6 protein-coding genes and 2 pseudogenes are annotated in these 15432 nt (G+C 65.3%); 4 read left to right on the top strand and 4 right to left on the bottom strand.

Translation table 11 applies throughout. The features are described from left to right. Positions 1-26 precede the first annotated feature (26 nt). The 3 genes and pseudogenes from ACIPEK_RS24750 to ACIPEK_RS24760 form a co-directional block, all read left to right on the top strand. Positions 27-302, top strand: a pseudogene (locus ACIPEK_RS24750) (IS3 family transposase); the annotation flags it as partial. Positions 303-586: 284 nt separating this feature from the next. After that, positions 587-6889, top strand: coding sequence for an RHS repeat-associated core domain-containing protein (locus ACIPEK_RS24755; protein ID WP_401999836.1), 6303 nt, complete (start codon positions 587-589; stop codon positions 6887-6889). A gap of 124 nt (positions 6890-7013) precedes the next feature. Then, positions 7014-7616: a hypothetical protein gene (locus tag ACIPEK_RS24760; RefSeq protein WP_401999839.1), complete on the top strand. Its 603-nt coding sequence runs from the start codon at positions 7014-7016 to the stop codon at positions 7614-7616. A 1317-nt stretch (positions 7617-8933) separates the two neighbouring features. Here ACIPEK_RS24760 and ACIPEK_RS24765 read toward each other — a convergent pair. From ACIPEK_RS24765 to ACIPEK_RS24775, 3 genes and pseudogenes are all read right to left on the bottom strand, one after another. Beyond that, complete coding sequence (locus ACIPEK_RS24765; RefSeq protein WP_401999842.1) at positions 8934-10103, bottom strand: hypothetical protein; 1170 nt, start codon at positions 10101-10103, stop codon at positions 8934-8936. A 731-nt stretch (positions 10104-10834) separates the two neighbouring features. Then, positions 10835-11020, bottom strand: a pseudogene (locus ACIPEK_RS24770) (transposase family protein); the annotation flags it as partial. A gap of 361 nt (positions 11021-11381) precedes the next feature. Next, positions 11382-12218 carry an SDR family NAD(P)-dependent oxidoreductase gene (locus ACIPEK_RS24775; protein WP_401999930.1) on the bottom strand — a complete coding sequence of 279 codons (837 nt, stop codon included), beginning with the start codon at positions 12216-12218 and terminating at the stop codon, positions 11382-11384. 359 nt (positions 12219-12577) lie between these two features. Between ACIPEK_RS24775 and ACIPEK_RS24780 the strand changes: the two genes are divergently transcribed. After that, on the top strand, positions 12578-13801 hold the full coding sequence (locus tag ACIPEK_RS24780; protein ID WP_401999933.1) for an IS701 family transposase: 1224 nt from the start codon (positions 12578-12580) through the stop codon (positions 13799-13801). Positions 13802-13868: 67 nt separating this feature from the next. Here the strand turns inward: ACIPEK_RS24780 and ACIPEK_RS24785 are convergent, their stop codons facing one another. Further along, complete coding sequence (locus ACIPEK_RS24785) at positions 13869-15356, bottom strand: aldehyde dehydrogenase (RefSeq protein ID WP_401999845.1); 1488 nt, start codon at positions 15354-15356, stop codon at positions 13869-13871. Between the last annotated feature and the right edge of the window lie 76 nt (positions 15357-15432).

Consider the following 15432-nt stretch of genomic DNA (forward strand, 5'->3'; position numbering starts at 1 on the left):
GCCTGCTGTGACCGGGAGTTCAGGCGTCCATGGGCTCGGTCGGAGACTCGTACGACAACGCCCTCGCGGAGAACCTGTGGATGATCACCAAGACGGAGTGCATCCGCGGCCGCGTCTTCGCCACCCGGGCCGAGACGAACCTGGCGCTGTTCGAGTACATCGATGGGTTCTATAACTCCCGGCGCATCCAGAAACGGCTCGGCTACCTCAGTCCGATCGAGTTCGAGGAGAAGCACTACGCCGACCAGGCAACGGCGGAACGAACGAACCTGAAACCCCGTCAACCCGCCCTGACCAGCTGATCAGCACCTCCCGCACGCCGGGGGAACCTCAGGCCGACTCAAGGGTGTTGCCGTGCTCGCCAACTTTCGGATCGGCCAGAAGAGCAGCTGCTCTCTGACCATCTTTGACCACTAAACGTGTCCGAAAGGATTCGTACGGTGATAAAGATCACGACCTCGGTTTGAAGGAGCAAGATCCTTTTTGCCTCCTACTTGCCGTCTTTGCTCCCTTTTTACTTCAGCTAGCTTCACAACAGCGTCACATCTGTGACGTTTTCGCGAAGTGGATGAACCGGAGAATCAGGATGATTCGCAATCATGCGTCCCATCGACGCAGACGACTCTGGGCCGGGGGGAGTACGCGCTGGATAGCGGGAAGCCTGTCACTGGCCCTTGCGGTTACGCTCCTTGACGGCGCGTACGCAGCGGCCGTCGCCGCGCCGCAGAACCCCAAGAAGTCGAAGAGCGCGGCCGCCGCCCAGGCCGCAGACATCCCGTCGGCGCGCGTCGCTGCCCGGCTGTCCGGCAAGCGGGTCGAGGCGCTGTCCGAGCGCACCGAGACCTCGACGACCTGGGTGAACAAGGACGGCTCGCTCACCACGGAACTCGCTGCCGGGCCCGTTCGGTTCGCGGACGAGGCCACGGGGCAGTGGCGTGAGGTCGACCTGGACTTTGTCCAGGGTGTCGACGGGAGTGTCGAGCCCAAGGCTCACCCGGGCGGGCTGCGCTTGTCTGGCAAATCCGGGACCCCAGCGAAATCGCTGAAGGCCGCTCAGCAGGCCAAGGCCACCGACCTGGTGACTTTGAGTCAGGGCGATCAGCAGATCACGCTGCAGTGGAAGGGTGGCCTACCCAAGCCGAAGCTGGACGGTACTCGGGCGGAGTACGTCAACGCCGTACCTGGCGCCGACGTGGTGGTCGAGGCGACCCGTACCGGTTTCGAGCAGTTCGTCGAGATCAAGCAGAAGCCTGCCATCGACGGCTACACGTACACCCTGCCACTGAAGGCCAAGGGTCTGAAGGCCGAACAGCAGCAGGACGGCAGCGTGTTGTTCACGGACAAGGAGAACAAGAAGCAGGCGGTGATGCCCGCTCCGGTGATGTGGGACTCCACCGTCGACGAGAGGTCCGGTGAACACACCAGGCGGGTGCCGGTGGCGATGAAGGTAGTGGCCAAGGGCTCGGCCATCGACCTGGTCATCACCCCGGATGCGGAGTTCCTCGCCGATCCGAAGACGAAGTACCCGGTGACGGTAGATCCCTCCACCTCCTCCTTGTCCAACGTCTTCGACACCTATGTCCAGCAGGGTGAGACCGTCGACTGGTCGAACGATGTCGAACTCGACCTGGGTAACCCGGGCACGAAGAACGCCGACGGCACCCCGCGTACGGCACAGTCCTTCATCTCCTGGAACACGTCAGCGATCCAGGACGCCTTGGTTTTGGATGCGAAACTTTCCCTGTGGAACTTCCACTCCGGCAACAACCTGGACTGCAAGGCGTATCCGTGGGAGGTGTGGTCCTCTCCTGCGGCCTCTACGTCCAGCCGGTGGACGAACCGACCGACGATGACGGCGAAAAAGGCCACTTCCACGGAGACGCGCGGTAACGCCTCGTGCACCACGCAGCCCGATGGATGGATCAACGCCAACGTCACGACACTCGTGCAGGAATGGACGTCAGCTAAGGCCACTCGCGGTCACATGGGGTTGCGGGCTACTGACGAGAGCGCGGTAGCCCAGTGGAAGCGGGTCAACTCCGCCAACGCGGCCTCGAACCCGCCGAAGCTGGTAGTGAACTACAACTACCGGCCGCGCACCGGAACCAAGCAGGAAGCTGGCCCGCCGTATTTCTCCTACGGCGGCGCCTACACCGTGAACACCGTCACCCCGACGCTGCGGGACACGTTCGTCGACTCCAACGGTGACAAAGTCAACGGTACGTTCCAGATCTTCGACAGCGTCACCAACGCCCAGGTCGGCGATGTCATCGTGTCGAAGTATGTGCCTTCCGGCCAGGTCGCTTCAGTGACTGTCCCGGCCGGGGTGCTGACCAACGGCAAGACGTACAAGTTCCGCACCTCGCCGTATGACGGTACGCACTACAACGTGGGCTGGTCGGAGTGGAAGACGTTCACCGTCGACACCAGCAGCCCTTCCGCCCCGACGAAGATCGTATCGACGGACTATCCATCGGACGCGTGGGTCAAGGGCGCAGGCCAGGCCGGGACCTTTACCGTCACTCCTCCGGCAGCCGACCATAACTGGCTGGAATGGTCACTGGACGGTGTGACCTGGTCCAAGGTCGCCACCGGCGGCTCTTCAACCGCCAAGGGCATCAGTATTAAGCCCCCCAGAGACGGCACCCATACTCTGCAGGTGCGAGCTGTGGACAAGGCTGATAACAAGTCCGAGCCCGTCGAGTACAGCTTCCACGCCGGTCCTGGTGGCTTCATCCAACCTGCCGAAGGTCAGCGCACTGCGCGCCGTCTGCCCCTGATTGCCGAGGCAGAGGCCAGGAAGTACGAGAAGGTGTCGTTCTCTTGGCGCCGATCAGAGGCCGATTCCTGGGTGCAGATCCCGGCTGGAGACGTCACTTCGGACGGCACCGCACTGGCCACCTGGCCCGTGCCGATGAGTAGTGGCAGGAACGCACCGCTCGTATGGAACGCCACCGACACGGTGCAGCCTAGTGGCACTGTGCAGATAAAGGCCGACTTCACCGGCCCGGACGCGGCCGCCGGATCGACGCAGCCGCTCAACGTCGTTGTCGGCCAAGACGTACAGGCCAACACCCCGGGACGGGTAGGACCCGGGCTGGTCAACCTCCTCACAGGAGGCTTCACCCTCTCAGAGTCTGAAGCCTCCCACTTTGGACTGTCGGTCTCGCGTACCGCTACCTCTCGCGAACCCGACACACGCTCCGACGGCAATGGGCAAGTACCGATCTTCGGCAAGGAGTGGTCGGCGGGTACCAGCGCCGAGACCACAGACTCCGACTACTCCTACATCCGAAAGATCTCTGACACGGTCGTCGACGTCGTCACCGGCAGTGAGGACGTTGTTCACTTCACTGCTAATGCCGCAAAGACCGGCTGGATCGCCGAGCCCGGAGCGCAGAAACTGACTCTCACCGGCAGCGTGAGCGGTTCCTTCACACTCACGGATTCGGAGGGGGCGGCCACCAGGTTCAGTAAGCTCGACCTCACCTCCGACATCTGGAACGTCTCATCCTCAGTACTCAATGGGAAGGATGATACGACTACCACGCTGGTGTCCGAGACAGTCACCGTGAACGGTGAGAAGCTGGCCCGTCCCAAGCGGATGGCCGGCGATACCTCCGCTGTCTCGGCTGCCACATGTGCGGCCACCCCGGCGGTCAAGGGATGCCGCGCTCTGGAGTTCGTCTACGCCACCAATACGACCGCTACCAGCAACACACTTGGCGACTACGTCGGCCGTGTCGTTGAGATCAGGGCCTGGTCGACCGAGCCAGGCGCGTCAGCTGCCACGAGCCATGCCGTCGAGACCTACCGATACGACAACAGCGGGCGTCTGCGTGAGAACTGGGACCCTCGGATCACCCCTGCGCTGAAGACCACCTACACCTACGACGCCGCCGGACGGGTCGTCGAGTACGGGGCGGCGGGGCAGCTGCCTTGGACGTTCACGTACGGCCAGGCGGGCAGCAGCGCCAGCAGCGGCGAGGGCATGCTCCTCAAGGCCTCGCGGGCGACCTTGAAGCCGGGAACAAAGGACGTCATCGAAGGGACCGCTGTCACCAGCATCGTCTATGACGTTCCGCTTACCGGCGCCAAGGCTCCCTACCAACTGGGGGCCTCCGATGTGAAGGCATGGGGGCAGACCGCTGTTCCGACGGACGCGGCGGCTGTCTTTCCGCCAGGATCGGTACCCGCCTCACACAGCGGCGACGAACTGAGTGCCTCGGCCTACGCATACGCCAGCATTCAGTACATGGACGTTTCCGGCAGCCGGGTGAACACAGCCAGCCCTGGCGGTCACATCCTGTTCACAGAGGAAGACCGCTTCGGGAACACGGTCCGCGAGCTGTCTCCCGCCAACCGTGCCATCGCCCTCGGCCTGACCGCCACCGACAAGGCTGTGCAGGCTGAACTCGGCATTTCTCAGCTGCCCAGCGCGGAACGTGCCGAACTGCTCTCCGGCCGGCAGATCTACAACGACAGTGGTACGCGCAAACTCGAGGACCTCGGGCCCCTGCGGCGGATCGACCTCACAGCCGACCTCAAGTCCGGCACCACCACCTTGGCCCAAGCCGGCACTCCCGTCACGGCCAGGCCGTGGGCTTTCTACGAGTACGATCAAGGGCGGCCCACTGACGGAAGTGCAGCAGTAAAGGACCAGACCACTAAGGTCACTTCAGGAGCCCAGGTACGCGAACATCCAGGTGTGCACGGCGAAACCCGAGTGACCGAGAACGTATTCGACTGGGTCAAGGGCCTGCAGGTCAAGACCATCCAGGATCCGGGCGGACTGGCCATCACCTCGGCCACCGAGTACGACGAGCAAGGCCGCGTTCGCAAGCAGCTCGCGCCGGGCGCCTCGGGCACCGACGCTGCAACGCGAGTGACAACCTACTGGTCCGCTGCCGGTGCTGGGGCATGCGCTGGCCGCCCGGAATGGGCCGACCTGATCTGCTCCACGGGGCCGGCCGGGGCCGTCACCGGAGGAGGCTCGAACCCGGCGCAGCTGCCTACCACCACTATTGAGTACGACTGGTGGGGCGGCACATCGAGAACAACAGAAACCGCCAATGGTGTCTCTCGCGTCACCACTGTGACAAGCGATGAAGCCGGCCGCCCGCTGACGACGACCATCACAGGCGGCGTGGGCGTCGCGGTTCCCGAAGTCACCACGGAGTACGACCCGACCACCGGCGAGCCGGCCAAAACGATTTCGCCCACCGCCGGAACGATTACTCGCGTCTACGACAAACTCGCGCGCATTCTCTCCTACACGGATGCTGACGGCGGTGTGACGCGCATGGAATTCGACCACCTCGACCGTCCGCTCAAGATCACTGACAGTGTTCCGTCTACTGTCACCTACACCTACGACACCGCAATCGAACCCCGCGGCCTCCCAACAAAGCTGACGGACTCCGTGGCAGGCTCGTTCGAGGCTGCCTACGACGCCGACGGAGGTGTAACCACCGAAAAGCTCCCTGGCGGCTACACCCTCACGCACGGCAGGAGTACCACCGGTAACGCTGTCGCACGCACCTACACACGTGATAGTGACGGAATGGTCGTCTTCGCCGACCGGTCCAACGAATCCGTCCACGGCCAGCTGACCACGCGGGCCGGATGGTCGGACCAGTCTTACACCTACGATGCAGTCGGACGTCTCACCACCGTGGCTGACACGGCGGAGACCGTGTGCACCCGCCGCAGCTACGGCTTCGGCACACGCAGCAATCGCACCTCGCTCACCACGGCGAGCGGTGCCCCCGGCGTGGACTGTCCGGCAGGCGGAGGCACCGTAAAAACCTCCGCCTACGACAGTGCCGACCGCCTCGTCGACGCTGGCTACACCTACGACGCCTTCGGGCGCACCACCGCAGCTCCGGGGCACGGGAGTCTCGCGTACTACGCGAACGACCTCGCCTACCAGCAGACCGTGAGTGGCCAGCGCCAGACATGGCGGCTTGACGCCAAGATGCGCTTCCGCTCCTGGAAGACTGAGAGCGGAAGCGGTTCCACATGGACCCAGACCGGATCCAAGGTCAACCACTACGACAGCGACACGGACAATCCCCGTTGGATCACCGAGGACGCCGCAGGCACTGTGACCCGATACGTCGAACCCGTCACGGGCGGCCTCGCCGCTACCACCAGTAAGACCGGTGGCACGGTCCTGCAAATCACGGACAGCCACGGTGACGTGGCCCTCCAACTGCCGCTGGACAGCAGTCAGGCACCCGTTGCGCTGGACAACGACGAATACGGTAACCCCCGGGCGGGTCAGACGAAGGCCCGCTACGGTTGGTTGGGCAACCAGCAGCGTTCCTCGGAGACATTGACCGGCCTTACCCTGCTGGGTGTGCGGCTCTACGACCCCTCTCGCGGCCGTTTTCTCCAGTCGGACCCTGTCTACGGTGGTTCTGCCAACGCCTACGACTACGCCAACGCTGACCCGTGCAATGCCAGTGACTCCACCGGCATGTCCCCTAACTGCGGGAAGCGCCGGATCAAGAACGGCTATGGCATGCGGATCATCATCCAACGAGCCGGCGGCGGAATGGGTCATGACATTAAGGGGAAGGGGTCGTACCCGTACATCGGTTACTACATCAACGTTCAGGTGATGGGTTTCGCTAACCGATTCCTGTCCAAGAGCTTCACCTATGGCGAGGCGTGGGGCAGCTACCCCGGTCGAGGTAAAGCGCAGAAGCTGTACAAGATGCAGCAAAAGGGAAGCTGGCAGAACAGGGCAAAGATAGGCTGGGCCGTGCATTTCAAGGTCAAGGTCAGACCCGGTAGCAGAGTCTGGGCGTACGGCGCGGTCGTCGTACTCGGCTGGCGAGGGTACGCCGCAGACATGTCCTATTCCTGTAATGCCAAGACGTAACGCCACCACCTGACCCAATGCACAGTGCGGGCGATGTGGCGCGGCCTTCGGCCGCGCCACATCGCTGTTCAATCCGTGAGCTCCGGTAAAGATGAAAGAGAAGCGATAAATCATGCGACGGCCAATGTCACAAATCGCCCGAGAAGCCCTGGATAGGGGGAGTGCGGACTTCCAGTCGCTTTCGAACGGGCCGGCGGCCACTGATGTCTGGATCGACGCCAGACTTGGTCTGGTGCTGATGGCGCACCGTCGTGATGACGGCCTCGTGGCCGAAGAGCTCTACCAGGCAGTCCGTGATGACAGCGGCCAGTGGTCGGAATGCGATCACCTCAACGGGGGTATCACCGGAGTTGATATCGAATCCCCTGAAGCAGTCGCGCAAGCTCTCGCCGGGTCCTTTATGGAAATCGTCTCGGAATCCACATCACTAATCTTCACCGGCTGTGCGGACGATGAGGAGGCCGAAGAAGAGGACTGCGACGAAGGAGCGGAGGGCCTCGAACTGCTCCGCATCCTGAACGTCCTTGTTGGTGACAGGGTTGATGTCATCGAGCTTGAGTACCTCACTCACTCCTCCTCTCCGGCGTTGGAGCCACGTATCAGGGAGGTGGCATCCCCGTTGGTCTTGATCGTGCTTCTGCCGGGCCAGCGTGTGCGCGTATCCCCCGCCCGGAGAGACGGTGCGTCGACGTCGAGGCTCGGCCCGTCATGGGAAATCGCCAATTGAAAGAAACGAGAAGCCGTCCTGGGCGGCTCCATGGGCTTGTACGAAGTGGAGTGGCGTCGGACCGCAGCAGGATGTGCAGCTGTCCGGCTCCCGCATCGTCGGAGTTCTGGACGAACTCGGAGAGGACCTGGAGCCGGTCGGTCGAGAGTGTCTTGGCGCCGTGCAGCGCGCCCTCGGCCATCTTGCGGCCGCTGCGCAGCCCCTGATCGAGAAGCCGGACGGCGCGTGCCGCTTCTTCCGAGGTCGGCACATCCACTTCCGTAGATGCATCCGGATCTCCCAGAAGCGTGTGTACCGCAGCCGCGAGAGCGTCCACGTCCCGCGTCCCTCCCCTTTGGTGCCTTGTGATGTCGACAAGCCTGGGGTCCGGGACGGTTCCCGATGATCGGGCTGACGTGATCCAGCCATGTGCGTAAGGTGCCACGGCGTGCGGTGTAGTTTGACCAAACGATGTCGGCGCTGCGGGTGCAGGCAACGGGGCGGATGACATCACGCTCCGGCAGGGTGCTGAATGCGGCGGAAACTGGTTCCGATCGCCCTTCGGCTGTCAGACTGGCCTGGTAGAGCGCCTTGGCTGGCCATAACGCCCCGGTCGTGGATCCTGCCCGACTGCGCACGACGCTTGATCGCGGCGATGACCTGTGGGGGCAATCTCGCGGGTGGCAAGATGGGACCCGATTCCGTAGACGTGCGTGCCTGCCTGCGGACTCACAGGGAAGGAAATTCGCCAGTTCGTGTCCGGTGGCAGCAGACCCGGACCGTTTGCCACCGACGTTGGATCAGCGACTGCTGTTCGAGCAGTCCGGAGCCCATGCCAACGGCCTCCCGCTCCTTGGATTTCCCGGCGGAATCGTCCGGTGCCTCAAACGCTACGCTGCCCGCGAGGTGTTCCACCTAGTCAGGGCCATACAGCCGTGGCCCAGTCATAGGGGCTGTTGTGAGATGTGGGAGCGTGGGCGGGTGAGTGAGGCGACGGCTGAAACCCTGCAATACCGCTTTGACGGGCCAGAAGACGCACCGGTCCTGGTCCTGGGCCCCTATCTCGGTACCACATGGCACAGGTTGTAGATCGCGTCTTGTGCGGTACAGGGTGGTCCAGGTGACGCGCGTAAGTGCAGGTCAGGCCCCTGTGGTCCAGGAGCGTCTACGGTGTTGGTGACAGCCATGTGAGAGATGCGTACCCCCGTCGGCAGGTGCCGGCGGGGGTTCTGCGTGTCGCGGCGGGTCTCTCTGCGGGGCGATCGATGTGGCCTGTCGGGTCGGGGTGTCTACGTCCCTTCTGCTGGGGGCGGGCGTTGACGACGCTTTCGGGTGCGTTCACTGAGGTTGCCGTCTGCGGATGGGGAGGATGCTCAGGGCCATGACGGTGCCGTCGTCGTGGAAGGAGATCGGCCCGTTCCATCTGCCGGTTCCGTGGGTGTTGTGCGGGGTGGAGCGGCTTTGGAAGGCGGCTTGGCGGTATTCCTCCACGCGGCCTTTCTTGATGAGTTCGTACAGGGGCTCGGCCATGCCAGAGAATGCCTCGATGCGTACGGACCCCATACGGAAGACATGGTCCGTGCCGACGAATTTCGTGCCGCCGACTTGGATGTCTGCGTCGTCAACGCTTGATGTGGCGGCGAAGGTGGGCACGTCGTAGTGCTGTCGTCCCTGACGCGTGGTGAGGTACTGGGCAGTTTGGGGTCCTCCGCCGGCCAGAGCGGTCAGGTTGGCAGCTCCGGTACGGGCCAGGAGCTGACCGAACCAATCGCGGTCGGCCTCGGCTACTTGGAAGCCGTCGACGGTCCGTGCTCGTTTCCCGTCGCGGGCGGGTATGTGAATGGCGTTCGGGTAGGGGATGCCGGCCTTGTCTCGGATCTCTACATCGGCATTTCCCGGGGCACCCGGTGTGCGGAGGGGGAGCAGGGATTCGCCTCGCGCCTGCAGGGCATTGACCACGATTCCGCCCTGCCCCATGAGTTCTGTGGACAGGATCAGGCACGGCGTCGTATTCCACGGGCCGATGTGCATGCCTTCGGTCAGCTCGGCGCCCTTTACCAGTTGCTGGACGGTGGTGCTGCGGGTCCGCCCTCCTCGTTTGCTCGGCCTCTGGTGGTTTCCCCGGCAGGCCACGAGCGTGATTTTCGACGGCTCGCCAGGTTTCCATGCTTCGATGAGGTAGTCGGCGCGGGGCCGTGAGGTCTTGTTCCGCTGTGAGACGTTCAGGGGCCAGCCGGCTCGCAGGACCGTGCTTGTGTCCACGACCGAGGTGACGTGGTCCGGGTATCTCTGTTGCACGATGTGTTCTGCCACAGCGAGTCCGAAGCCGACGGCCAATTCCCGGGCCTGCATGGCCTTGTACCAGCGCTCGGGAGTGCGGCCCTTGTCAGTGAGATCCATGGCACCGGCGCGATTATTGCCCAGCGCTTCGCAGAACTTCAGGCTCAGCCAGTGTTCCGCGAGCCCGCGCCCCATTCCCTGGCCGGCCAGTACGTAGCCACGCGCCACGGCGTGCAGTACCTGCCACGGTGTCAGTTCGATCGTCTGACTGCACTCGGCTCGTGGAACGGGGAGCGGTTCAGGTTTTCTGCGTACTGGTGCTTGTCCCTTGTCCCGGCGTTTCTTGTCGAAGGCTGCTGTTGCTGAGCTGACATGGGCAGCGAGTTCTGCCGTTGACCGGACGTGGATGTTCGTCGAGCGGCTGAGCGTGTTCAGGGTCTGTCGCGCGGTTCTTGCCATGCATCCCCCACGATGTTCGTCTGCCCTGGTCGGTCAGGAACGGTAATTCGGGGCGCGTGGGCGCACGCAAGTGCGCATGGTGCGGTCGCGGTGCAGAAGGGGCCGCGCCGGCCGGTTCCGTGAGAAGAGAGGACCCCGCCTGGTTCATCCCCGTGGCGCCCCGCCTGGGGCTGCTGGTCGGGCGGAGACGGGGCGACCGACCCTGATACATCGCCGCTTCTGGGGGATGAGGCCCGAGGCCCGCCGGCCGACTCTCTGGAACTTTGAACGCTGTCAGACGGAACCTCAGGACGCCCCCGCAAGTGTTGCGACCCGGGGATGCGCGGCGGCCCTCCTGACGATCGGAGCGGATTTGGCTGTGATCGAGTGGTTACGGCAGTTCACCATGTCGGGAGGGAGGAGCAGGTGACGATGGCGCCGCCGCCTTGCGACAGGAGCCTTGAGGGCCTGATGGCTGTCATTTTCTCGCTGTTGCGTGCAGTCGCTGTCGCCAGCGGGCGCCAGGCTGCGGCCAGTTGGCTGTAGGTGTCGCCCCGACGCAGGTGGGCCAGGGTGAGCAGGGCCTGACGTCCCGTCGACAGCCGTCGCCAGCGTGTCCGCAGCTGCTTTCGCCGCTCACTCAGACGCCGGGACAGGAACCGAAGGGTCGAACTGGACAGGTCGATCGCGGACGGGTGGACCAGCACGATGAAGCTCCTGGCAGGGCGGGGTGATTTTGGTCTTGAGCCCGTCTACCAGGAGCTGCGCTGCTTCGTACAGTTCGACGGCCCCAACCTTCCTGACAGGGAGGTTGGGTTGGCTGGGTGACTGAACGACGATGGTCTTGGTACAGGGGCAGCCGTGCAAGGTCAGCCTGTTCCCGCAGGGGCTACAACGTCTTTGTCCGCCCGTTCGGCCCGGGTCTGTCCACTCCGGCGCTGCGGCTGGGCATGATCTGGTCTTCACCGGCCCTGGCGTTGGCGTCAACCGAGGTGGCGGAGACGGTGGCCCGCCGCCATGAGGCGGACGGGAAGCCTGTTTCGGGTGGCTCGTCGGCGTGGCGGGTCATCATCGGGCTGCGTCGATGAGGGCGAGCGAGACGTCCCACAGGCGCCGGGCCGCGTCCTTGTCGAGAGCCCATGCGCGTACCCCGTGCAGTCCGTCGATAATTTCTTCGACGGGTTCGGCCTCGTTGCAGTCGTCGAAGTAGCGGCCGCTGATGCCTTGGAGCCGGGGGGAGGCGGCCAGGAGCACGCTGGTGGCGGTTCCCTGCTGGGGTGTCTTGCCGGGGATGGCGGCCTTGAGCCGCGCGCGCCGGTCAGGGTCCCAATGCCGTTGCAGGTTGGTCCAGATGCCGCCGGGCATCAGCGCGTTGGTGGTGATGCCGTGTTGGGCCCAGCGGCGGGTGGCTTCTACAGCGAAGAGGATCTGGGCGGTCTTGGACTGTCCGTAGGCGTGCCCGGGGTCATAGGGGCGGCGGCGGAAGAACAGGTCGTCGAAGCGGACGGGTGAGCTGCCGTGGCCGCTGGAGCTGACGGCGACGATGCGTGCCTCGCCGGTGGTGGTCGCCGCTTCGGCGAGGGCGTCGTGGAGGGCCAGGGTCAGGGCGAAGTGCCCCAGATGGTTGGTGGCGAACTGGAGTTCCCAGCCGTAGCGGGTGTACCGCTGCGGTGTCTCCATGACGCCGGCGTTGTGGATGAGGGCGTGCAGCGGGCCGTTCCATCCGGCAGCGAATGCGTCGATGGAGTCCAGGTCGGTGAGGTCGAGTCTGCGGACGCTGACGCGGTCGTTGCCGGTGGTGGCTGCGATGTCGTCGGCAGTGCGCTGTCCGGCGTTCAGGTCACGGACGGCGAGAGTGAGGTGAGCTCCGCCGGCCGCGAGGGCGCGAGCGGTTTCGACGCCGATGCCCGAGGAGGCACCCGGTGACGATCATTGCCCTGCCGGTGAGGTCGACGCCGGCGATGACGTCCATGGCGGTGCTTGAGGCCGTGAACGGAGTTGCGATTCGCATGACTGTTGTCCAAGTGGGTGACGTCTGCGCGGTGGGAGGTGAACGGTCCGGTCCGGTCCGCCACGGCGGACCGGACCGGACCTTGCTGCTGCTAGTACTCCAGCCTGACTTCGCGATCTTGTCGCGGACCCGGCTGGGAACGGGTACGGCCACCGCGTGATCATCGGGGGTTGTGTGGACTCCTGAAGATCGTGCGGTGGCCGCGGGCCATAGCGTAGACCCTGCCCGCTGGCGGGCGATGTTCGACCAGGTCATGGCCCGGATCGCGGGCCGGTTCGGGCGGGTTGAGCCCCGGGCGTCGGCCCGCTCCTACCTGCTCGGGCTGCTGTCGAACGTCGAACGGAAGAACTGCTGGCAGCTGGCCGAACAGGCGGGCCACAGCCGGCCCGGGCCGATGCAGCGCCTGCTGCGCCATGCACGCTGGGATGCCGATGCGGTCCGCGACGATGTACGTGCCTACGCCGCCGAACACCTCGGCGCCGACGGCGCCGTTCTCGTGGTCGACGAGACCGGCTTCCTGAAGAAGGGCCGGGCCTCGGCGGGCGTGCAGCGGCAGTACACCGGCACCGCAGGACGCATCGAAAACTCCCAGGTCGGCGTGTTCCTTGCCCTGGCCACCAGCCGGGGACGGGCTCTGATCGACCGTCGGCTCTACTTGCCCGAGCACTCCTGGTGTTCCGATCCCGAGCGCCGTCACGCGGCCGGGGTCCCCGAGGACATCCAGTTCGCGACGAAGCCCCAACTGGCCGGTGAGATGATCGCCGCCGCGCTGGAAGCCGGCATCACCGCGTCCTGGGTAACCGGCGACGAAGCCTACGGCCAGGACCCCCAACTCCGCGCCGCCCTCGAGGCACGCGGCACCGGCTACGTGCTGGCCGTCGCCTGCTCGACGCGGGTGAGGATCAACCGCGGCCGCACTGCCGTCCGCGCGGACAACGTCGCAGACCGCCTGCCCGCCACGACCTGGCAGCGGCACAGCGCCGGCAACGGTGCGAAGGGTCCGCGGTACTACGACTGGGCCTGGATCCACATCGGCACCGGCCGACACCGCCACCTGCTCATCCGACGCAACCGGTCCACCGGTGAACTCGCCTTCTATCTGTGCTGGTCACCCACCGAAGTGACCCTGTCCGAACTGGTCCGCGTCGCCGGTGTCCGCTGGAGCGTGGAGGAGTGCTTCCAGGCCGCCAAGGGCCAGGTCGGCCTGGACCACTACCAGGTGAGGCACTGGACCTCATGGCACCGACACATCACACTCGCCATGCTCGCCCTGGCCTTCCTGACCGCCGCGGCCGGCGACGCGGCACCGCAACGGTCCGCCGATCCGCACCAGCACGCCCGCAGCAGCGACCCCATCGCGTTGACCGTGCCGGAGATCCGCCGTCTCTTCGGTGCCGTCTTCAACCCGCACGCCGTGTCGGCGGCCAGGCTGCTGCACTGGTCCACCTGGCGCAGACGCCACCAGGCAACAGCCTGACGCAGCCACTACCGACGACGGACCGCCGACGAATCCGCTGGGTAGGTCGCGAAACCACACTGGAGTACTAGCCGCTGATCACGCGCAGGGGTTCTCCATTGAGGAAGATGACGTGCGTGTTGAAGAAGGCGTCCAGGCCCTCGGGGCCCAGTTCGCGGCCGTAGCCGGACTGCTTGACGCCGCCGAACGGCACGCCGATGTCGACGGTGATGCCGTTGTTCAGGTTCACGGTGCCGGCGTGGATCTGCTGGGCCACGCGCAGGGCGCGCTCGGTGTCGGTGCTGTAGACGGCGCCGGACAGGCCGAACTCGGTGTGGTTGGCGATGCGGATGGCCTCTTCCTCGTCCCGGTAGGTCAGGACGGTCAGGACGGGCCCGAAGATCTCCTCCTGTGCGACCTTGGCGTCCGGGGACACACCGGTGATGATCGTGGGGGCGATGTAGTAGCCGACGTCGTGGCCGGGGGCCCGGCCGCCGCCGACTGCGAAGGTGCCGCCTTCCTTCTCCGCGGAGGCGAGGTAGTCCAGGACCCGCTCGTAGTGCTTGCGGGTGACCATCGCGCCCACGTCGGTGGCCGGGTCGCGGGGATCGCCGACGGTCAGCTTGGCGAACGCCTCGACGAGGGCGCCGACGATCTCGTCGTGACGGTGCTCGGGCACGATCAGCCTGCTGGGATTGGTGCAGCTCTCGCCGTTGTTCCCGGTGACCCCCGGCACCAGGGTCTCCACGATGCGGTCCAGATCGGCGTCGTCCAGCACGAGTGCCGGCGACTTGCCCCCGAGCTCGAGCGTGAGCTGCTTGAGGGTGTCGGCGGCAGCGGCGGCGATGCGACGCCCGACCACGGTGCTGCCCGTGAAGGTGATCTTGTCGACGCCGGGGTGGCGCACCAAGTCGTCGCCGCCCGCGGGCAGGGCGTTGACGATGTTCAGTACACCGGCGGGCAGCCCTGCCCGCAGCGCGGCGTCGGCGAAGTAGCCCGCGCTCAGGGGTGTGTCCTCCGACGGCTTCATGATGACGGTGCAGCCGGCCAGCAGGGCCTGTGGAAGCTTGAACGCAGCGAGCGCGAGCGGGGCGTTCCAGGGGACGATGGCCGCCACGACGCCCACCGGCCGCTTCTCGATGCGGGCGCTGACCCCCGACAGACCGGTGCGCAGTTCGGTCAGCTCCGTCGTGTCCGCCAGGGAGGCGTAGTAGCGCAGCAGGCCGGGCATGGTCAGGGCCCCGCCGCGGCTCTGCCCGGCCGTCAGGCCGGTCTCGGCGACCAGCACCTCGGTGACCGGATCGACGTCCTTCTCCAGTTCCTCGGCGAACCTCGTCAGGATCTCGGCTCGCTCCTGCAGGGTCAGCCGCGGCCACGGACCGGAGTCGAACGCGGTACGGGCCGCGGAGACGGCCGCGTCGATGTCCTCGAAGGCCGCCGCGGCAGCTGATCCGATCTCCTTCTCGGTCGCGGGGTCGACGACCGGAACGCGCTCGCCCGAGGAGCCGGGACGCCAGGTGTTGTTGATGAACAGGTCCCGCTCGAACACGGGCGAAGAGGGCGTGGAAGCACTCATGACATACCTTCCGCTACGGCCAGTAATGAAAATAACTGGATGTTTACCATCTAGGCACGGGGTCCGGAATTTGTCA

It is taken from the genome of Streptomyces sp. NPDC088246 (genome assembly GCF_044741025.1).
Lineage (GTDB): Bacteria > Actinomycetota > Actinomycetes > Streptomycetales > Streptomycetaceae > Streptomyces.

Excerpts from the sequence above, each read along its gene's own strand:
- ACIPEK_RS24755 (WP_401999836.1), top strand. The coding sequence starts at position 587 with ATGATTCGCAATCATGCGTCCCATCGACGCAGACGACTCTGGGCCGGG.
- ACIPEK_RS24760 (WP_401999839.1), top strand. The coding sequence starts at position 7,014 with ATGTCACAAATCGCCCGAGAAGCCCTGGATAGGGGGAGTGCGGACTTC.
- ACIPEK_RS24780 (WP_401999933.1), top strand. The coding sequence starts at position 12,578 with ATGGCCCGGATCGCGGGCCGGTTCGGGCGGGTTGAGCCCCGGGCGTCG.
- ACIPEK_RS24785 (WP_401999845.1), bottom strand. The coding sequence starts at position 15,356 with ATGAGTGCTTCCACGCCCTCTTCGCCCGTGTTCGAGCGGGACCTGTTC.